Origin of the sequence: uncultured Sphingomonas sp. (assembly GCF_964237335.1) — a bacterium.
Classification (GTDB): Bacteria; Pseudomonadota; Alphaproteobacteria; order Sphingomonadales; family Sphingomonadaceae; genus Sphingomonas.
Genome location: NZ_CAXSHM010000003.1, coordinates 79,860 through 99,655, shown reverse-complemented (window position 1 = coordinate 99,655; position 19,796 = coordinate 79,860). Strand labels below are relative to the sequence as shown.

Annotated in this window: 17 protein-coding genes; 8 read left to right on the top strand and 9 right to left on the bottom strand. The window is 68.6% G+C overall.

All coding sequences use genetic code 11. The features are described 5' to 3' along the window. Nucleotides 1-42 precede the first annotated feature (42 nt). The 7 genes from ACFE65_RS03040 to tpiA all read right to left on the bottom strand — a co-directional run bounded on the left by ACFE65_RS03040 (nt 43) and on the right by tpiA (nt 10,047). Nucleotides 43-2,415: an ATP-binding protein gene (locus tag ACFE65_RS03040; RefSeq protein WP_375380860.1), complete on the bottom strand. Its 2,373-nt coding sequence runs from the start codon at nt 2,413-2,415 to the stop codon at nt 43-45. 74 nt (nt 2,416-2,489) lie between these two features. Beyond that, a complete protein-coding gene (locus ACFE65_RS03035; RefSeq protein WP_375380859.1) occupies nt 2,490-3,725 on the bottom strand; it encodes an EAL domain-containing protein in 1,236 nt (411 codons plus the stop codon). Nucleotides 3,726-4,089: 364 nt separating this feature from the next. Beyond that, complete coding sequence (locus tag ACFE65_RS03030) at nt 4,090-5,625, bottom strand: efflux transporter outer membrane subunit (RefSeq protein WP_375380858.1); 1,536 nt, start codon at nt 5,623-5,625, stop codon at nt 4,090-4,092. Next, nucleotides 5,622-7,244: a DHA2 family efflux MFS transporter permease subunit gene (locus tag ACFE65_RS03025; protein ID WP_375380857.1), complete on the bottom strand. Its 1,623-nt coding sequence runs from the start codon at nt 7,242-7,244 to the stop codon at nt 5,622-5,624. Before ACFE65_RS03025 ends, ACFE65_RS03030 begins: the two co-directional genes overlap by 4 nt. Next, on the bottom strand, nt 7,244-8,458 hold the full coding sequence (locus ACFE65_RS03020; RefSeq protein ID WP_375380856.1) for an HlyD family secretion protein: 1,215 nt from the start codon (nt 8,456-8,458) through the stop codon (nt 7,244-7,246). The genes ACFE65_RS03025 and ACFE65_RS03020 overlap by 1 nt, the downstream gene beginning before the upstream one ends. Then, nucleotides 8,455-9,087, bottom strand: a complete 633-nt coding sequence (locus ACFE65_RS03015; protein WP_375380855.1) for a CerR family C-terminal domain-containing protein — start codon at nt 9,085-9,087, stop codon at nt 8,455-8,457. The genes ACFE65_RS03020 and ACFE65_RS03015 overlap by 4 nt, the downstream gene beginning before the upstream one ends. Before the next feature lie 216 nt (nt 9,088-9,303). Continuing rightward, nucleotides 9,304-10,047, bottom strand: a complete 744-nt coding sequence (tpiA, locus tag ACFE65_RS03010; protein ID WP_375380854.1) for a triose-phosphate isomerase — start codon at nt 10,045-10,047, stop codon at nt 9,304-9,306. Between the two features lie 191 nt (nt 10,048-10,238). On the opposite strand from tpiA, the gene ACFE65_RS03005 reads away from it, so the two are divergent. Continuing rightward, nucleotides 10,239-12,206: a peptidyl-prolyl cis-trans isomerase gene (locus ACFE65_RS03005; protein WP_375380853.1), complete on the top strand. Its 1,968-nt coding sequence runs from the start codon at nt 10,239-10,241 to the stop codon at nt 12,204-12,206. 4 nt (nt 12,207-12,210) lie between these two features. Further along, complete coding sequence (locus tag ACFE65_RS03000; RefSeq protein WP_375380939.1) at nt 12,211-13,710, top strand: anthranilate synthase component I family protein; 1,500 nt, start codon at nt 12,211-12,213, stop codon at nt 13,708-13,710. A gap of 71 nt (nt 13,711-13,781) precedes the next feature. Here ACFE65_RS03000 and ACFE65_RS02995 read toward each other — a convergent pair whose 3' ends face one another. Beyond that, nucleotides 13,782-14,267, bottom strand: coding sequence for a hypothetical protein (locus ACFE65_RS02995; protein WP_375380852.1), 486 nt, complete (start codon nt 14,265-14,267; stop codon nt 13,782-13,784). A gap of 128 nt (nt 14,268-14,395) precedes the next feature. On the opposite strand from ACFE65_RS02995, the gene ACFE65_RS02990 reads away from it, so the two are divergent. From ACFE65_RS02990 to ACFE65_RS02970, 5 genes are read left to right on the top strand one after another with little or no spacing between them, the layout of a single operon-like run. Further along, a complete protein-coding gene (locus ACFE65_RS02990) occupies nt 14,396-14,980 on the top strand; it encodes an anthranilate synthase component II (RefSeq protein ID WP_375380851.1) in 585 nt (194 codons plus the stop codon). Further along, nucleotides 14,977-15,972, top strand: a complete 996-nt coding sequence (trpD, locus tag ACFE65_RS02985) for an anthranilate phosphoribosyltransferase (protein ID WP_375380850.1) — start codon at nt 14,977-14,979, stop codon at nt 15,970-15,972. Before ACFE65_RS02990 ends, trpD begins: the two co-directional genes overlap by 4 nt. After that, nucleotides 15,969-16,760: an indole-3-glycerol phosphate synthase TrpC gene (trpC, locus tag ACFE65_RS02980; protein WP_375380849.1), complete on the top strand. Its 792-nt coding sequence runs from the start codon at nt 15,969-15,971 to the stop codon at nt 16,758-16,760. The genes trpD and trpC overlap by 4 nt, the downstream gene beginning before the upstream one ends. Next, nucleotides 16,757-17,236 carry a cyclic pyranopterin monophosphate synthase MoaC gene (gene moaC / locus ACFE65_RS02975; RefSeq protein ID WP_375380848.1) on the top strand — a complete coding sequence of 160 codons (480 nt, stop codon included), beginning with the start codon at nt 16,757-16,759 and terminating at the stop codon, nt 17,234-17,236. The genes trpC and moaC overlap by 4 nt, the downstream gene beginning before the upstream one ends. A 60-nt stretch (nt 17,237-17,296) precedes the next feature. Next, nucleotides 17,297-17,851 carry a DUF1003 domain-containing protein gene (locus tag ACFE65_RS02970; protein WP_375380847.1) on the top strand — a complete coding sequence of 185 codons (555 nt, stop codon included), beginning with the start codon at nt 17,297-17,299 and terminating at the stop codon, nt 17,849-17,851. Between the two features lie 26 nt (nt 17,852-17,877). Here the strand turns inward: ACFE65_RS02970 and ACFE65_RS02965 are convergent, their stop codons facing one another. Then, complete coding sequence (locus ACFE65_RS02965; RefSeq protein WP_375380846.1) at nt 17,878-18,498, bottom strand: hypothetical protein; 621 nt, start codon at nt 18,496-18,498, stop codon at nt 17,878-17,880. Between the two features lie 79 nt (nt 18,499-18,577). On the opposite strand from ACFE65_RS02965, the gene ACFE65_RS02960 reads away from it, so the two are divergent. After that, on the top strand, nt 18,578-19,759 hold the full coding sequence (locus tag ACFE65_RS02960; protein ID WP_375380845.1) for a molybdopterin molybdotransferase MoeA: 1,182 nt from the start codon (nt 18,578-18,580) through the stop codon (nt 19,757-19,759). The last annotated feature ends 37 nt before the right edge of the window (nt 19,760-19,796 follow it).

The window sequence follows — 19,796 nt, the reverse complement described above, 5'->3', positions numbered from 1 at the left end:
GTACCGGACTGCCGGACCATCACCATCGAGAAACTATAGTCCCTAAGCGGCCTGGCGCTCAAGCATGCCGGGCGTCTCGTGCCCGAACACCGCAAGTTCCTCCAGCAGGTGCGCGCGTGCGATCGGTTTCGCCAGGACCTGCTGCGCGCCGAGCGCCGCCAGTGCCTCGCCCTGCTCGCCCGGTTGCGGCGTCCACAGCACGGTCAGCACGCTCCCCTTCGCCGCCAGCGCCGCCACCGCGGCCTCCAGGCCGCCATCGGCGCGCAGCGTCGCGTCGTCCGCAAGCACGTGTCCGACCGGCCCGGCCTCCAGCAGGCGGACCGCTTCGGCCGTCGAGGCGGCGAACGCGACGTCGCCGAAGGTGGGCGTAAGCAGCGCCCTGTACATGCCGCGCGCGATCGGATTGCGTTCCACGACCAGCATCGCCGTCCAAGGCGCCGCGCCAGGCGACGCCTCGTCGACAAGCGGGGCCTCGACCATCGGCAGGTCGAGCGTGAACACCGTTCCCGTTTGCATTCCCGTTCCTGGCCCGCTCGTCACCGTCACATCTCCCCCCATCGCGCGTGCCAGGCGCCGGCTGATCGCGAGGCCCAAGCCGGTGCCGCCGAAGCGGCGCGTGGTGCTCGTGTCACCTTGCCGGAACGACTCGAAGATCAGCTCGTGCTTGTCGGACGCAATGCCGACGCCGGTATCGGTGACCGCGACCCGATATCGCCGCGCATCGCCCTCGACGCGCCAGGCGCGCAGCGACACCGTGCCCGCATCGGTGAACTTGACCGCATTGCCCAGCAGGTTGGACACGACTTGCCGCAACCGTGCGGCGTCGCCCTCGATCCGCGCGGGACAGCCCGACAGATCGGCATCGAACACCAGCCCCTTGGCCTGCGCCTGCTCGCGCCACAGCTTCACCAGCTCGTCCAGCGTCTCGCAGAGGTCGAACGGCGCCGCCTCGACGGTCAAGTGCCCGGTCTCCATCTTGGCGACGTCGAGGATATCGTCGACCAGCGCGCGCATCGTCAGCCCCGCGGTGTGGACGATGCCGATCCGCTCGCGAAGGGTCGGCTCGACCGCGCGATCCGCCAGCATCACCTGCGTCATGCCGAGGATGCCGTTGAGCGGCGTGCGGATCTCGTGGCTGGTGGTCGCCAGGAACTCGGTCTTCGCGGCGAGCGCGCGGCCGAGCGCCGTGTTCGTCTCGCCCAATATGACGTTGGCGCGGGCGACCTCGTTGCGGCTGCGGCGCAGCTTGGCCAGTCCCATGGCGAGCAACGCCATCACGACGGCCGTCGCCGCGATGATGGTGGCGAACAGCCACCGCTGGATCCGTGCCTGTGCGCGCTCGAACGCCAGGCTGCGGGCGGCCTCATCCGCTTTCAGCTGCGCGATCCGTAGTTCCTGGTTGGCGAAATCGAAGCGCGCGCTCATCAGGGCGGTGTTGGTCGAGGTCGCCAGCCTGGTCGCCTCATCATCCAGCCGCTTCATCGCGGCGAGATGGATTAGCGCGTTGCGGCTGTCGCCGGCGGCGCGATAGATGTCATACGCCGTCTCATGCCGCTCGCGCATGGCCAGCGGCGTGTGGATCGGGTCGACCCCGGCGAAGCTGCGCCTGATCAGCGACACCGCTTGCGATAGGCGCCGGTGTTGCAACGCCGCTTGAGCTAGAGCGGCCAGCACCGCACTTCGTTCATCATCATCGGAGACAACCAAGAGTATCGCCTGCCCCAATTCGCGGTCGGCCTTTCCGAGTTGCCCGGTGACGAGGTCAAGACGGGCCAAGGTCTGCAAAGTATGCCCAAGCATCGCTGGGTTGCCGATTACGCGAGCGAGGATCAGAGCCTGGCGAGTCTGAGCCTTTGCTTCACCAAACCGCCCTAGATCTTTTAGCGTTTGACCAATATTACTATAGATAGAATAAGACAGACCAGCGTCGACTTTGTACATATCTCTAGCCTGAATATAATATTTGAGCGCACTTTCATAGTCAAAGGCCTCATCATATATCACCCCGATATCAATTAATGCTCTAGCTCGGCTGCGATCATCGTGTAAAACTAAGAACGTATTGTAGGCCTCTTGATAATACTTCAAAGCTTCACCGGTATGACCAGCCTCGCTTTCCTGCCATCCTCGTGATAATAGTACATTACCCTTTAACTTAGTTGGTTTTCGTTCAATATTAAGCCGTGATAAAGCATCTTTGATGAGAGGAGATGCTTTGCCCGGTCTATTTAACCTTACATATGCTTCGCTCTGTAGCCACTCAGCAGTTGCTATTTTGGACGCTTGATCTTCTTTTGGGAATGTCTGCGCGATTCTTTGCGCGTGTTCTGCTTTGCTTATCGCAATAAGAGGGCTGAAAGTCATTGCGGCTTTCGCATCAGCGATATCAACATTAAATTCCCTGTCGCTGATCAACGTGTTTCGCGCGACGGACGCGCTAGGTGCCGCGACGGTCAAAGCAAGCATGAAAAGCGAAGCGCCTCTCACCGTCACGCTGCCTTCCAAAAGCTTCCTGGCTGCCGAAGCGCGAAGGCCGGTGGTTCAATCCCACGTTGGGCTTCGGTCGCCATGAAGTGTCGGAACGCCGGCAGCGAAAGCGGGCGACTGAGCAAGAAACCTTGAACCTGATCGCATCCCATGACGGAGAGGAGCGCGAGTGCGGCCGGCGTTTCTACCCCTTCGGCCGTCACCTCCATTTCCATCGCGTGGGCGAGATCGATGGTCGATCGCACGATCAACGGATCACGGTTGCTGCTCGTCAACTCCATGACGAACATCTTGTCGATCTTCAACTCGGTCGCTGGAAGCTTCTTCAGGTAAGCGAGGGACGACAGTCCGGCGCCATAGTCGTCGATCGCGATCGGTATGCCTGCCGCCGCCGCGATATTAAGATGCTCGACGGCACTTCCAGGATCACGGATCATCGATGTTTCGGTGATCTCGAACCCGATCTTGGCTCCATTGGCCGTGATCAGGCCGCACGCCGCATCAATGAAGGCACGATCGCTCAGGAGCTGGCCCGAGATGTTGACGAAGATCACGAGATCGTGACCGTCCTCCACCAGGATCTGCTGATCCGCAATCACGCGGCGCAATGTCCAGAGCGTCAAAGGCCCGATAAGGTGCGTCTCTTCCGCCAGCGGGATGAAGTCGTTCGGCAGGATGAGGCCGCGGTCGGGGTGCTCCCAGCGAACCAGTGCCTCGGCGCTCGCGACTTGCTGGCGTCGGACATGCATCTTGGGTTGATATTGTAGGAACACCTCATCGCGTTCGATCGCACTCTCCATCTCGCGACAGAGCGACAGCCGGTCGATCGATGGGGAGACTGTGGTGATGTCCCGTACGACAAGGCGATGCTCGGCCAGTGCCTGGACCAGTGCCGCTTCCGCTTCCTCCGCCAGCCGCACATCGTCGACGCCGCCCACGGGACCTGCCGCAGCCGCCAAGGCGAGATCGACGCGATGCGATTCGCCATCGACGTCGATTGGCTCGCGGAAGGCGGCGGCTACGCATTCTAACGCTGTCATGGCGTCGGCTAGAGAATGGCCCAACAAATCGGCTTCGACCGTTTGGCGATCAATGGTCGAATTTGCACATGGAAGGATTCGGTCGATCCGAACCTTCAGATCATGAGACAATCGGTCAGCGCGAGCCTTGCCGACGTGACGCCGCAGGATGGCGAAGTTACTGATCCGTATAAGTAAAAGGAAACGCCAGCCGGGCATCGTTCCCTCGGCTGTCGTTGCGCACGGCGGCCTGTCGCTGACGGGAATTTCGCTCGACTGGCTCACTCGTGTCAAAGTAGCGACAGGTGTTGAACAATCGCTTAAAATCGATGGAACTTCGAGAGACGGCGCATCCGATGCATTGCCTCCCAGATATGGTTACGATACCCCTAACCTTGCGTCGTGAGGCGCAAAACAAGGGAGAAAGTCATGGTCTCGCTGATCTTGGCACTGGTTTACGGGTCGTACGTTAACCCCTGGTAACCAGTGGTTCGGCCCGGCGTTACGGTTGGGCGCTGGCGTCTCAGCGCTCCGGCCGGCCGGGCCGAGTTTCTTCCAGGTTTTGCGTGACTTGCAGTCTTTTCTACCTCAGCGGCTGTGATGGCCGCTTGTCCGCTCCGGGAACGTCCGGCAGCGTCTCCCAGCCGCCGCCGATCGCCTTGAACAGCGACGCCGTCATCTGACGCAGTTGCGAGTCGCTCCCCACGACTTGTTCGCGCGCGCTCAGCACATTTGCCTCGGCATTCAGCAACGGGTCCTGCGCGGTCAGTCCGGTCCGGTACTGGCCCTCCACGGACCGCGCCGTTTCCTCGGCGTCGACCACCGCGCGGCGCAGGGTCGCATTGCGGCGGCGTTCGGTGTCCAATTGCGCGAGCGAGTCCTCGACATCGCGCAACGCGCCCAGCACCGTCTGCTGATACGAGATGTACCGCTGCTCACGCTCCTCGCGGCGCAAGCCGACGGTGGCGCGGCGGCGGCCCCAGTCGATGACCGGGAACATCGCGTTGCCGAGCCCGACGGTCTGGAGGCTGTTGCTGCTGATCAGATTGCTGAGGCCGCTCGACGCCAGCGTCGCCAGGCCTGTCAGGCTCAGCGACGGGTAGAGCTGGGCGGTCGCGACGCCGATGTCCGCGGTCGCGGCGGCGAGTTGGCGCTCCGCGGCCCGCACGTCGGCCCGGCGGCGCAGCAGGTCCGACGGCAAGCCCGCCGGGATCGCCGGCGCGGCGCCAAGCTCCGTGGCGGGTGCGCTCAGTTCTCCGGTCAGGTCGCCCGGCGCGGCGCCCAGCAGGATCGCGATCGCATGGATGCGTACCTGCTCGTCCGCACGCAGCGGCTCGATCCGCGCTTCGGTCGACGTGATGGCCGCACGTTGCCGCACCACGTCCACCTGCGGCGTCAGCCCGACGAGCGCCTGATTGCCGGCGATCTCCAGCGCGCGTCGCTGGCGGACGAGCTCGTCGTTGATGATGGCCTGCTGGCTCTGGTCGGAGCGCAGCATGAAATAGCCGTTGGCGACCTCCGCCGCGAGCGTCACCGCCGCGTCCCGGCGGTTCCAGACGGCCGCCTCGGTCTGCTCGCGGGCCTCCTCGCGCTGGCGTCGGCCACCGCCGAACAGGTCGAGCTCCCAGCTCGCGTCGAAGCCGAGCGAGAAGACGCCGATCGAGCTGCCGGACAGCGCCCCGCCGCTCGATCCGCTCGATCCGCTTGCCCCGCCGGCGCTGCTGCCGCCAGCCGAAGCGCCGCTCGCACCCCCGCCGAAGCCGACGTTGTTGCTGAACGACAGCCGGCTGTAGCCGGCGAGCCCGCTGACGGTCGGCTTGTTGACGGCGCCGGCGACGATCTCCTGGTACCGCGCCTCGCGCACGCGCGACGTCGCGGTCCGGATGTCGGGCCCGTTGGCGAGCGCACGCGTGACCAGTCGATCCAGGATCGGATCGCCGAACGCGGACCACCATTGCGCGGGATCGATCGCCTGCCCTGGCGGCGGTGCGGCCTGGGGCGAGACGAAGGCAGGCGGTGTCGGCAGTTGTGGCGCCACGTAATTGGGCCCCACGGTGCAGCCGGGGAGCGCCAGCGTCGCGGCCGCCGCGCTCGCAAGGAGAAGCCGAGAGCGCGTCAATGTCCCATTCCCTTCTTGGCCTGGCCGCCCGTGCCGCTGCGCATCAGCAGCACCAGCGGCGTCACGACCAGCACGATCACCATCAGCGAGTGGTACACGCTGAGAAACGCCTGCATCGACGCCTGTCGCTGGACGGTCTGGTACAGGACGCCGAGCGTCGTCGTCGAGGCATCGCCGCCGCCGCTACCGGCGCTGCTGCCGCCACCCAGCGCGCCCGACGCACGGCTGACCCAGTCGTTGTAGTTGGGATTGAGCGGCTGCGCGAACTCGACGAGGCGCGACTGATGGATCTGCTCCTGGTGCGCGAGCAGCGTCTGCGCGGTCGCGATGCCCAGCGTTCCGCCCAGATTGCGGAACACGTTGAGCAGGCTGGACGCCTGTGAAGTCTGGTTCTGGCGCAGGCCGATATAGGCGACGGCGTTGATCGGCACGAACAGGAATGGCAGGCCCGCCGCTGAGATCAGCCGAGCCTCGGCCGCCTGACGGAACGTGATCTCGGCGTTGAGGTGGCTCATGTACCAGAGCGCCGCGGCCTGGACGAGGAAGGCGCCGATCAACAGGATGCGGACGTCCACCTTGCCGGTCAGCTGCCCGGCGAACGGCACCGCTATCAGCGTCGCGATGCCGCCCGCCGTCATCGCCAGTCCCGCGTCGAGCGCGCTGTAGCCAAGTACCGTCTGCAGCATCTGCGGGATCAACTGCGTGGTCGCGAACAGCACCACGCCCGTCATCATCATGACGATCAGGACCATCGCGAAGTTGCGGTTCTTCATCATCCGAAAGTCCACGACGGGATCGGGATGCTCCAGTTCCCAGATCACCAGCGCGATCAGAGAGGAGACCGAGACGATTGCCGCCGTCAGGATGACGGAGCTGGAGAACCAGTTCAGCCGCTCGCCGCGATCGGCGACGATCTCGAGACAGCCGAGGCCCAGAGCGATCAACAGGATGCCGATGTAATCGACGTTGATGCCCTTCTTCAGCTTCTTCGCGCGGTCCGCCTTCACCGCCTTGGGCTCGTCGACGAAGATCTGGACCATGAACAGCGCGATGATGCCGACCGGCACATTGATGAGGAACACCCAGTGCCAGCTCGAATATTCGGTGATGAAGCCGCCCAGCGTAGGCCCCAGGACGGGGCCCACCACCACCACGATCGCGAACGCAGCAAAGGCCATGCCGCGCTTCTCGGGCGGGAAGGTATCCGCAAGGATCGACTGCTCGACCGGCGCGAGCCCGCCGCCGCCGATCCCCTGGAACAGTCGCGCAAGGATCAGGAAGGTCAGGTTGGGGGCGATGCCGCACAGGAACGAGCTGATCGTGAACAGCGCGATCGAGATCATGAAATACCGCTTGCGGCCGATCACGTCGGACAGCCATCCGCTGATCGGGATGATGACCGCGTTGGCGAGCAGATAGGTCGTCAACACCCAGGTCGCCTGATCGTTCGAGATCGACAGGCCGCCGGCGATATATTCCAGGCTGACGTTCGCGATCGACGTGTCCAGCACCTCCATGAAGGTGGGGATCGAGATGATCGCGATGATGAGCCACGGGTTGTACGGTCCCGCGGCGGAACGATCGGGTGTCCAGCCATGACCGGCGGCGGCGCTGGCCATCAGTCGAGGACCTTGACGGTGGGGACGACCGACATGCCGGGCCCGATGTTGTAATCGCGCGGGTTCGGGCCGTTCTTGATGTCGAACGTGATCCGCACCGGCACGCGCTGAACCACCTTCACGTAATTGCCTGTCGCGTTCTGCGCCGGCAACAGGGCGAACGCCTGGCCCGCACCCCGCTGCACCGAATCGACATGGCCGAGGAAGGTGACGTCGGGGAACGCGTCCACCGAGATCGTCACGCCCTGCCCGATCCGCATGTGCGCGAGCTGCGTTTCCTTGAAGTTCGCCGTTACCCACATGCTGTCGGGCACGATCGCCATCAGCTGCGTGCCGGGCCCGACATAGGAGCCGAGGTTGACCTGACGGTTGACGACCTGGCCCGACACGGGCGCGCTCAGGCGCAGATTGCCCAGCGTCACGTTGGCCTGCGCCACCTGCGCGCGCTGCGCCGCGATCCCGGCGCGGGCGACCTGCACCTGGCGGCGGGCGACGCGGACCTGCTCGGCGGCGTTCTCGATCTGCCGCTGCGCGGCACTCGCATCGGACTGTGTCTGCCGGGCCTGGCTGCGCGCCTGGTCGAGCTGCTGCCCGGAGACCGCGGCGGGATCGAGCCGCTGGAGCTGGAGATAGCGGGCAAGGTCCTGCTGCGCCTTCACCGCGGCCGCTAGCGGTGAGCGTGCCGCCGCCGCCTGTTGTGCCTCCGCCGCCTGCGCTGCGCCGACCTGCGCCTGCGCCTGACCGACCTGCGCCTGCGCCTGGACGACGCCGGCCTGCGCCTGCGCGAGCTGCGCCTGCGGGCCGTTGGGCTGGATCACCGCCAGCAGGCGCCCCGCCTCGACGTGCCGGTTATCGTAATCGCCGACCTGGATCAGCGTGCCGCCGACCTGCGGAGCCACGCGGACGATGTGCGAATCGACGAAGGCGTCGTCCGTCGATTCATACTGGCGGGCATGAGCGTAATAGATCAGGCCTCCGATCACGAGCGCGGCGATCACCAGGATCAGGATGATCCAGAACAGCGGCTTGCGGAACAGCGATCTCTTCTTCGTCTTCGGACCGGCGTCATCGTCACCGCCGTCATCGTCATCGTCCGACCCGTTCTCGTCGCTCTTGCCCGACTGATCGCCATCATCGGACCTTGCCCGATGATCGACGGACACGTCGTTCTTGCGCGGATCGTCATGCTCGTCCCGGTTGCGCTGGTCGCTCATTGCGGCTCCTGTTGGTCGGCGCTCAGCCGATCGAGAATGCTGTCGGTGTTGCGGGCGATCTGGCGACGGATCGCTGTGGTACAATCCTCGTCGATCGGGATGCCGAGCACGCGGTCCGCCAGCGCACGCGATGTCCGCCACACCATGACCTGACCGAAAAGCGCCAGCGCGGTGATGCGCGCATCCGTCGTGCTCACGCCGCTCGCGGTCTGCACCAACGCGACCAGCCGCTCCGCCATTCGCCCGATCGCACCCTGGTAGAAATGATCGAAGGCGGCGGACGGACACATCTGCTCCCGCATGATGAACAGCGAGCGCTCGGCATCCTCGTCACGCAAGAACCGCTCGATCAGCCGGTCGAGCAGCAGCCGGATCTCCTGGCGCGCCATCGCCGGCTCGGCCGGGATCGACGCCGACCCCGAAGGCAGGACGGAGGCGAGCTGTTCGGCCATGTCGGCATCCAGATGCTTCACCGCCGCCGCATACAGTCCTTCCTTGCCGCCATAATGATAAGTGATGGACGACATCGCTGTTCCGGCCGCCGCCGCGATCCCGCGAGTCGATGCGCCATCCAGCCCGCGCTGACCGAACTCGCGAATCGCCACATCGAGGAGCTTGGAGGTCGCCATGGGGGCGCGCTAGTTCGATCGAACGAATGAGTCAACGCCTGATGCTGTGGCGCAGCATTTTTCTGAACACGTGCGACAAAGTACGGTTCCATTCACCTTGCCGCCGGCGAGAGCGCTTTCGCCGCAATTGATCGCCAGGAGTGCGGATCAAGTGCGCGCGGGCTCGGCGTGGTGGCGATGGCTCGCGCGATCACTCGATCACGACGGTCGACGTCGCTAAAGCCCGGCCGCCGCGGCGATGATCGGCACGAACTTGGCGGCCGTCAGGCTGGCGCCGCCGACCAGCGCGCCATCGACGTCGGGCAGCGCGAACATCCTCGCGGCATTCTCGCCCGTCACCGATCCGCCGTACAGGATGCGGATCGCATGGCCCGCATCGCCCAGCAGATCGACCATCTTGGCCCGCACCGCGCCATGGATCGCCTGCACGTCCCCAGGCGTCGGCGTGAGCCCCGTCCCGATCGCCCAACGCGGTTCATAGGCGATCGTCAACCAGTCTCCGGTCGCGTCGCCGGGGAGCGCCCGCTCGAGCTGCGACGACACGACGCGCTCGGCGCGGCCCGATGCGCGCTCCACGTCCGTCTCGCCCAGGCACAGGATGACGCCCAGCCCGCCGCGATGCCCGGCCTCCGCCTTGGCCCACACGTCCTGACCGGACTCCCGCTGCTCGATGCGGCGCTCGGAGTGGCCGACGATCGTGAAGGTCGCTCCGGCCTCGGCGACCATCGCCGCCGACAGGCAGCCGGTGTGTGCGCCCGACGGCGCCGGGTGGATGTCCTCCGCCCCGATCGCCAGGCCCGGCGCGCGCGCATGCGCCGGGGCGATCAGCGTGGCGGGCACGGCCACCGCGACGTCGACACCGGGGTACGCCGCGGCGGCGGCGGCGATGCCGTCCAGCTCCGCCAGCGCGGCCAGGCTGCCGTTCATCTTCCAATTGCCCGCCACCAGCTTGCGCCGCATCACCGTCTCCCGCCCGTTCCCGTCCGGGCTTGGTTAGCGGCGATGACGCGTCGCGCAAGCGTCACCGGGCGTGGCGGACGCACTTATCCTCGTCGGGCAGGCGTCGGGCGGCCCCGCTTGATGCCATGCCGCCGCGCCCGTAAGGCACGCCTCGTCGTCTCCGTCAGCCAGCCAGATCGGTTTCCTGCCTCATGCTCTCCTTCTTCCGGCGGATCGTCTCCTCCCGCGTCGGCGTGATCGTCACCTTCGGCGGGCTGGTGCTGATCGCGATCCTGTTCGGGCTTGGTGACGTGACCGGATTCATGAGCGGCGGCGGCGGCGTGGCGGGCAGCTCGGTCGCGTCGGTCGGTGGTACTGACCTCGCGTCGGGCGAGATGCGCCGTACCGTCGACGGCGAGTTCCAGGCCGCACAGGCGGAGCAGCCGACGCTGACGATCGCGCAGTTCGTGGACGGCGGCGGCGTCGATGCGGCGGTGGAACGCGCGATCGCCGGACTGGCGTTGGAGACGTTCGGGCACGGGCAGAAGATGGCGGTCAGCAAGAAGGCCGCCGACGGGCAGATCGCCAGCATCCCGTCGCTCCAGGGTCCCGACGGCAAGTTCGATCCCAGGATCTACGATCAGTTGCTGCGCGCGCGTCGGCTGACCGACGGTCAGATCCGCGCCGACATCGCCCGCCAGACGATTGCGCAGCAGCTCGTGGCGCCGACGGTCGGCGCCACCCAGGTGCCGAACGGGCTGGTGATGCCCTATGCCTCCTTGCTGCTGGAGAAGCGGCAGGGCTCGCTCGCCTTCGTGCCCGCGGCCGCGATGCCGGCCGGCGCGGCGGCGAGCCCGGCGGAGCTGCAAAGCTACTATGCCGCGCACCGCATACGGTATCTGGTGCCCGAGCGTCGCGCGATCCGCTACGCGCTCGTCACGCCCGCGACCGTCGCGGCGCAGGCGACGCCGAGCGACGCGGAGATCGCCGCCGCATACCAGGCGCGGAAGGCCGAGTTCCTGCCGACGGAGAAGCGCACGATCACGCAGGTGTCGGTGCTGGATCAGGCGGCCGCCAACGCGATCGCCGCCAAGGTGAAGGCGGGCACGTCCGTGGCGGCGGCGGCCAGCGCGGCGGGCCTGGCGCCGCAGGTGCTGACCGCGACGACGAAGGCCGACTATGCCAAGCAGGCGACGCCGGCGCTGGCCGATGCGATGTTCGGCGCCGCGAAGGGCGCGGTCGTCGGTCCGGTGCGGGGCACCCTCGGCTTCGTCGTCGCGCATGTCGACTCGATCGAGCAGGTCGCAGGCAAGTCGCTCGACCAGGCGCGACCCGATCTCGTCAAGACGCTGGCGCAGACCAAGACGGTCGCCGCGCTCGGCCACATCCACGACACGCTGCAGGACGGGATCGCCCGCCACGCCAATGTCGCCGAGCTGACCGCCGACGCGAAGCTGACGCCGGTCGCCAGCGCGCCGCTGACCGCGGGCGGGGCCAATCCCGACCAGCCCGAGGCCAGGCCCGACCCGTCGCTCGCGCCGCTGCTGGCCGCGGCCTTCGCCGCCGAGACGGGCGACGATCCGCAACTGGTGCAGACCAGCGCCGACGGCAGCTTCGCCGTGGTGGCGCTAGACCGGGTGGTCCCCGCCGCCCCGCGTCCGTTCGCGCAGGTGCAGGCGCAGGTGGCGAAGGACGTGACGGCGGTACGCCAGCAGCGGGCGGCCCGCGCGTTGGCCGGCCAGCTACTGGCCAAGACGAATGCCGGTACTCCGATCGCTCAGGCGGTGACGGCGGCGGGAGCAAGCCTGCCGCCGGTCAGGCCGCTGACCGCGATCCGCGCGCAGCTCTCGCAACAGCGCGCCGCGCCGCCGCCACTGGTGCTGATGTTCTCGATGCCGCCCCGCACCGCGCGCGTGCTGGAGGCGCCCGACGGCGCGGGCTGGTACGTCGTCCGGCTCGACACGATCACCGCGGGCGACGTCCGCACCGAGCCGCGCGCGGTCGAGGCGACGCAGGGCGAGTTCCGCCGCCTGTTCGGGCGCGAATATGACGAGCAGTTCAGCAAGGCCGTGCAGGCGCAGGTGGGCGTCAAGCGCAATGCCGCCGCGATCGCGCAGTTGAAGGCGGACCTGAGCGGGCGTGGCGGCAATCAGGGCGGCACCGGCGGGTCCGATCAGTAACGTGATGGAGATCGACGCGCACGCCGCGCTGGCGAACGGGCGCCCGGCGCTGCTGTGGCGCCGGCAGGTGGCCGACACCGAGACGCCGGTCGGCGCGGCGCTGAAACTGATCAAGCCGGGCCGCGGCGACTTTCTGCTCGAGTCGGTCGAGGGCGGCGCGACCCGGGGGCGGCATTCCCTGATCGGCCTTGCGCCCGATCTCGTGTTCCGCGCCGAGGGCCAAGCGGCGGAGATCAACCGCGCGTGGCTGACCGACCATGACGCGTTCGAGCCCGCCGGGCGGCCGACGCTCGCGGCGCTGCGCGCGCTGGTGGCGGAGTGCCGCGCCGACGTTCCCGCCGACCTGCCGCGCGCGCTCGCGTGCCTCGTCGGCTATTTCGGCTATGAGACCGTGGGCCTGGTCGAGAAGCTCCCGACGCCCGCTGCCGATCCGCTCGGCCTGCCCGATCTGCTGTTCGTGCGGCCCACGGTTGTGCTGGTGTTCGACCGGCTCGCGGACGCGCTTTTCCTCGTCGCTCCCGCCTGGCCCGACCCGGCCCGAACGCCGGAAGCGCTGGTCGCCGAAGCGCTGGAGCGGATCGACGCGGTCGCGGCGCGACTGGCCTCCGCCGCCCTGCCGGCTCCGGTAGGCGTCGCCAAAACGCCAGAACCAACGCTGACGCCGGTGCTCGCGCCCGGCGCCTATGGTGAGATGGTCGCGCGCGCCAAGGACTACATCGCCGCGGGCGACATCTTCCAGGTGGTGCTGGCGCAGCGGTTCACCGCGCCCTTCGCATTGCCGCCGTTCGAGCTGTATCGTTCGCTGCGCCGGATCAACCCGTCGCCGTTCCTCTACCACCTCGATCTGCCAGGCTTCGCGCTGACCGGATCGAGCCCCGAGATTCTCGTGCGCGCGCGCGACGGCGAGGTGACGATCCGCCCGATCGCCGGCACCCGCCCCCGCGGTAGGACGGCGGCGGAGGACGAGGCGAACCGCGCCAGCCTGCTCGCCGATCCCAAGGAGCGCGCGGAGCATCTGATGCTGCTCGACCTCGGCCGCAACGACGTCGGCCGGGCGGCATCACCCGGCACCGTGCGCGTGACGGCGAGCTATGGCGTCGAGTTCTACAGCCACGTCATGCACATCGTCTCCAACGTCGTCGGCCGCCTCGCGCCCGACAAGGACGCGCTGGACGCGCTGTTCGGCGGCTTTCCCGCCGGCACCGTCAGCGGCGCGCCAAAGGTGCGCGCCTGCCAGATCATCGCGGAGCTGGAACGGGAGAAGCGCGGAGCCTATGCTGGCGGAGTCGGTTATTTTTCGCCCGACGGGTCGATGGATTCCTGCATCGTCCTGCGCACCGCGGTGGTGAAGGATGGCGTTATGCATGTGCAGGCGGGCGCCGGGATCGTGGCCGACAGCGATCCGGCCGCGGAAGGTCGCGAGTGCGAGGCAAAGGCAAGCGCGTTGCTCGCCGCCGCCCGCGACGCAGTCTCGCGGGCGGATAACGCCGGGTTCGGCCAGTAATCGACCATGGTCATCTTAATTAGGTGACACATCGTTCAGGCGGACAGCTTTTAATGCCCGCCTCACGAGACCTACTGGTTGTTGCCGCTCGCGCTGCTACCGTCGTCGCTGACGGTCCCATGCCCGCTCGCCGCGGCCGAGGCGGCCGGCAACGCGGCATCCGCAGACCGCTTCGCGCGCTGCTCTGCGGCCCATTGCTGGTTGATCTGCAGCGAGCAGCCGCTCTGCCCGCCGGTGCCGACCGCCGAGCAAGTGTCGGGCAACCCGCCCGCCTCGCGCCCGACCTGGTCTACCGTGGACGCGCGGTTCACCCAGCTTTGGCTGGCGGCCGGGATCGGTCCGTCGTCGCGCAGCGCCTTGGGAATACGATAGGGCTCGTCGTTGCGATGGCACACGACGACCTCGTTGTCGGTCGACTTCGGACACGGCTGAGCACCCTGGATCGTGATGTCGCGGATGCGTTGCGGAGGCCGTCCCGTTTCCGCCTGCCGGTCCTGGGCAAGCGCGAGCGACGGCAACATCAGGATGGCAACGGCAGCGGCGGCGATACGCGACATGGGTCAATACTCCTTGTCGCCGATCAACGTATGGCGACGCCGTTTTCTCCGCACGCCTCGTTGCGCCGCAAAGCCTTGCTGCCTCGGCACCGTTGCACAGGCCGGCGCTTGCCCCCATTGGCTCAGTCATGATTCTGGTCATCGACAATTATGACAGTTTTACCTGGAACCTCGTCCACTACCTGATGGAGCTGGGCGCGGAGGTGAAGGTGGTCCGCAACGACGCGCTCACCGCCAACGAGGCGCTGGCGAGCGATGCGGCAGGCTTTCTGATCTCGCCCGGTCCCAAGACGCCCGACGACGCGGGCGTCAGCCTCGACCTGGTCGCCGCATGTGCAGCCGCCGCTCGCCCGCTGCTGGGCGTCTGCCTCGGCCATCAGGCGATCGGCCAAGCGTTCGGCGGACAGGTGGTGCGCGGCGGGCTGATGCACGGCAAGACCTGCCCGGTGCAGCATGACGGCAGCGGCGTGTTCGCGGACCTGCCCTCGCCGTTCACCGCGACCCGCTATCACTCGCTGGTTGTGCGCGACGTGCCGGACGATCTCGTCGTCAACGCGAGCGCCCCCGACGGCTCCGTCATGGGGCTTCGCCATCGCGCGCTGCCGATTCACGGCGTCCAGTTCCATCCCGAAAGCATCGCCACGGAGCACGGCCATGCGCTGCTCGCCAACTTCCTGGCGCTGACCGGTCTGGGCACGCGAGTGCCGGCGTGACGACGATCGCCCTCCTGCCCGATGCGACGATGCCGCTCGCGCGCCAGTCCGCGGCGCAGGCGTTCGGCGACATCCTCGACGGTCAGGTTCCAGACGCGGCGATCGCCGACTTTCTGATCGGCTTGTCCGATCGCGGCGAGACCAGCGTCGAGATCGCGGAAGCGGCGCGCGCGCTGCGGCAGCGGATGATACCGGTGGAGGCACCCGCCGGCGCGATCGACGTGTGCGGGACCGGCGGCGACGGGCGTCATACTCTCAACGTCTCCACTGCGGTGGCGCTGGTGGTCGCGGCCTGCGGCGTGCCGGTCGCCAAGCACGGCAACCGCGCGGCGAGCAGCAAGGCGGGTGCGGCGGACACGCTGGAGGCGCTGGGCCTCGACATGGACCGCGCGGGCGCGGCGGCGGAAGAGACGCTCGATCGGCTAGGCATCTGCTTCCTGTTCGCCGCCAACCACCATCCCGCGATGGCGCGGATCACGCCGATCAGGCGGACGATCGCGCGGCGGACGATCTTCAACCTGATGGGCCCCCTGGCCAACCCGGCGCGCGTCACGCGCCAGCTGATCGGCATCGCCCGCCCCGACTATGTCGCGCTCTATGCCGAGGCGCTGTCGCAGTTGGGCGCGGAGGCGGCGTTGGTGGTGTCGGGCGAGGAAGGGCTGGACGAGTTGTCGGGCGCGGGGCCAAGCGTCGCCATGCCGGTGGGAAGCCTCACCCTGCGCGGTCCGATCGTGCCCGAGGACGCCGGCCTTCCCCGCCACCCCGTGTCGGCGATCCGGGGCGGCGATCCGGCGCATAACGCCGCGGCGCTCCGCGCGCTGCTGGCCGGCGAAGCGGGGCCGTACCGCGACGCCGTACTACTCAACGCCGCGGCGGCGCTGGTCGTCGCCGGACGCGCGCCGACCTTGCGGGAGGGCGCAGCGATGGCGGCCGACGCGTTGGACGACGGCGCGCCCCGCCACCTCCTCGATCGCTGGATCGCTTTCCGATGAACGTCCTCGCCCGCATCCTGGAAACCAAGCGCGCGGAGGTCGCGGCGCGCAAGGCGTGCACCAGCCTCGCCGATCTCGACCGCGCGATCGTCCACCAGAGCGCCCCACGCGGTTTTCGCGCCGCGCTCGACGCCCGCGCCGCGACCGGCCACGCGCTGATCGCCGAGGTGAAGAAGGCCAGCCCGTCCAAGGGCGTGATCCGCGAGCAGTTCGAGCCCGCGGCCCATGCCCGCGCGTATGAAGAAGGCGGCGCCGCCTGTCTGTCGGTGCTGACCGACGAACACTGGTTCCAGGGCGCGGACACGTATCTGGAGGCGGCGCGCGCGGCGGTGTCGCTGCCCGTGCTGCGCAAGGACTTCACGATCGACCCCTGGCAGGCGACCGAGGCGCGCGCGATCGGCGCCGACGCGATCCTGCTGATCGTCGCCGCGCTGGACGATGCGCAGCTGCGCGAGATCGAGGCGTGCGCGATCGAATGCGGCCTCGACGTGCTGGTCGAGGTCCACGACGCGCGCGAACTCGACCGCGCGCTGAAGCTCGAAAGCCGCCTGATCGGCGTCAACAACCGCGACCTTCGCGACTTCTCGGTCGATTTTGCCCGCACCTACGATCTCGTCCGCCGCGCACCGGCCGGGTGCACCTTCGTCGCGGAGAGCGGCCTGACGAGCCGGACGGACCTCGACGCGATGGCCGCCCACGGCGTCCGCTGCTTCCTGGTCGGCGAGGCGCTGATGCGCGCGGACGACATCGCCGCCGCGACGCGCGCGCTGCTCGGCTTGGCGCCGTGAGCGACACCCTCACTCATCTCGACCAGGCGGGCGCCGCCCACATGGTCGACGTCGGCGGCAAGGCGGACACGCGGCGCGAGGCGGTGGCGACGGGACGGATCACGATGACCGCGGCCGCGGCGCGGGCGATCGCCACGGGCGCCGCGGCCAAGGGCGACGTGCTGGCGGTGGCGCGCGTCGCCGGGATCATGGCGGCGAAGCGGACGAGCGAGCTGATCCCGCTCTGCCATCCGCTGCCCCTCACCCGCGTCGCCATCGACCTTGCCCCCGACGCGGACGGCGTCACCGTCACCGCAACCTGCGTGACGACAGGCAAGACCGGCGTCGAGATGGAGGCGCTGACCGCCGCCAGCGTCGCGTTGCTCACGATCTACGACATGGCCAAGGCGATCGACCGCGGCATGACGATCGGCGATGTCCACCTGTCGGCCAAGAGCGGCGGCAAGTCGGGCGACTGGCGCGCCGACAGGGACTGACCGGCACGACGTAGACACAAGTAGGGCGTGGATGTGCGCCGACCGTGCTACGCGCCGGGAATGGCGTCCACCGAATCCCAACCCAAGCCCCGCTCCGAACCCGACCGCGACGAGACGGAGGCGTCGGTCGCGCAGCTCGCGCTGCTGTACGAGCGGCACCAGGAACGGACCGGGCCGGTACAGCGCTTCGCCAACCGCCTGACGGCCGGGCTCAGCCGGCCGGGGTCGCTGGCGGTGATCGTCACCCTGGTGATCGCCTGGACGATCGGCAACACCGCCGCGCGCTTTGTGGGATCGCGCGCGCTGGAGGAGTTTCCCTTTCCCGACCTGGACTTCATCGCCACGATCGCGGCGCTGCTGGTGGCGCTGCTGATCCTGACGACGCAGCGGCATGAGGAGGAACTCGCCGAGCGGCGCGCCCGGCTGACGCTGCACATCGCGATGTTGAGCGAGAAGAAGATCGCCAAGGTGATCGGCCTTCTGGAGGAGCAGCGCCGCGACAACCCGCTCCTCCCGTCCCGCCCCGATCCCGAAGCCTCCCGCATGGCCCAGCCTGCAGACCCCGCCGCCAACCTCGATCATCTGGATGCCGCGGAGGATGCCAGCCAGCGGTAGGATCGCCTGCTCCCACCCGGGTGCCGTCAGCGATCGGCGTCGGTCTCCCACCCGCGCCAGCGGCGCCAGCGGCGCAGGGCCGCGTCGTACGACGCTCGCGCCGTGTCGCGCGCCTGGTTCAGCGCCGCCGCCTCGTCCGCCTGCGCCTGCGTGAGGTCGCGGCGCTCGCGGGCCAGACGTTTCTCGCGGTCGGCCAGGTCGGCGAGCGCGGCACGGTGGCGGCGCGACGCTTCGGCCAGCGCCGCCTCGGCGACGTCGATCGCATCCGGGCTCGGCTTGGGCGGACGGGGCGGTTTCGGCGCGGACGTGGGCTTCGCGGTCCTCGTCGATGTCGCTCCTCGACGCGGCGGCGTGCGGGGACGCGCGGGTTCGATCCCGCCGTCAGCCGGTGCCCGCTTCGCGCGTGGCGGATCGGGCGGCAGCGCGGCGAGCTGTTCGGCCACCGTCCCGCGCGAGCGGCGGATGACCGTCCCCGGTGTCGCGAGCACGTCGGCAGTCAGCGCGGGATCGGTCACCTCCTCTGCGATCCCGCGCGCGAAAAGGTCCGCGTCCGAGCCCCACGCCGCCAGCGCGGCCTTGCGGCTGGGCGCGGCGACATAGGCATCGTGGAAGCCAATCGGGGTCCGGAAGACCTTCAGTGTCGCCATTGATCCTCCCTATCGAACCCGTCTCGTTCTAACACCGGACGTTGCCGCGCGGTCCCGCAGTTCGTAGTCGACGCAGACGATGAGCCTTCTTTCCATTCTCGAGGCGCAGGCGCGGTTGTTCGCGCTGGCCGCGCCGCTTCCCGTCGAGAACGTCCCGCTGGCGCAGGCGATCGGCCGCTGGGCGGCCGGGGACGTCCATGCGCGGCGCACCCAGCCGGCGGCGACGCTGTCGGCGATGGACGGCTATGCGATCCGCTTCGCCGACCTGCCCGGCCCCTGGACGATGGTCGGCGAGAGCGCCGCCGGGCGCCCGTTCGCGGGCCCGATCGGCCCGGGCGAGTGCGCGCGCATCTTCACCGGCGCCGCAATGCCCGATGGCGCCGACACGGTGCTGGTGCAGGAGGAAGCGGCGCGCGATGGTGACCACGTGCTGCTCGCCGGCGAGGGCCCGCTCGCACTCGCCCGCAACACGCGGCGGCGCGGGCTCGACTTCACCGAGGGCGACCGGCTGATCGCGCGCGGCGAGCGGCTGACGGCGGCGCGGCTGGCGCTGGCGGCGACGGGCGGCCATGGCGCGCTGGCGGTCGCGCGGCGCGTCCGGGTCGCGCTGGCGGCGACGGGGGACGAGCTGGTGCCGCCGGGGAGCGCGATCGACGCCCTGTCACTCCCTGAGTCCAACACGACGATGCTGCGCGCGCTGCTGACCGATCTGCCGGTCGACATCGTCGACATCGGCATCCTGCCCGACCGGCTGGACGCGTTGCGCGACGCCTTCGCCGGTGCCGATGTGGACGTGCTCGTCACCACCGGCGGCGCGTCGGTCGGCGATCACGACCTCGTCCGGCCCGCGCTGGAGGCGGCGGGCGGCAGTCTCGATTTCTGGCGGGTCGCGCTTCGGCCCGGCAAGCCGATGATCGCGGGCCGGTTGGGCGACGGGACGGTCGTCGGCCTGCCGGGCAATCCCGTGTCGGTGTTCGTGACGACGCTGCTGTTCCTCAAGCCGTTGATCGCTCACCTGTCGCATGCCGCCGATCCGCTGCCCCGCACGACCCGCGCGACGCTGGGCGAGCCGCTGGCAGCCAACGGCGGCCGGCAGGACTATGTCCGCGCCGAGCTGCGCGACGGGTTGGTGTTCTCGACGGGGTTGCAGGACAGCTCGATGCTGCAAGCGCTGGCACGAGCGGACTGTCTCGTGGTCCGTCCGGCGGGAGCGGCGCCGGCCATGGCCGGCGACTCGGCAGAAGTCCTCATGATCGCTTGACTTGATCCGATACGTTCCTTAGTCGTTCCTCGTCTGT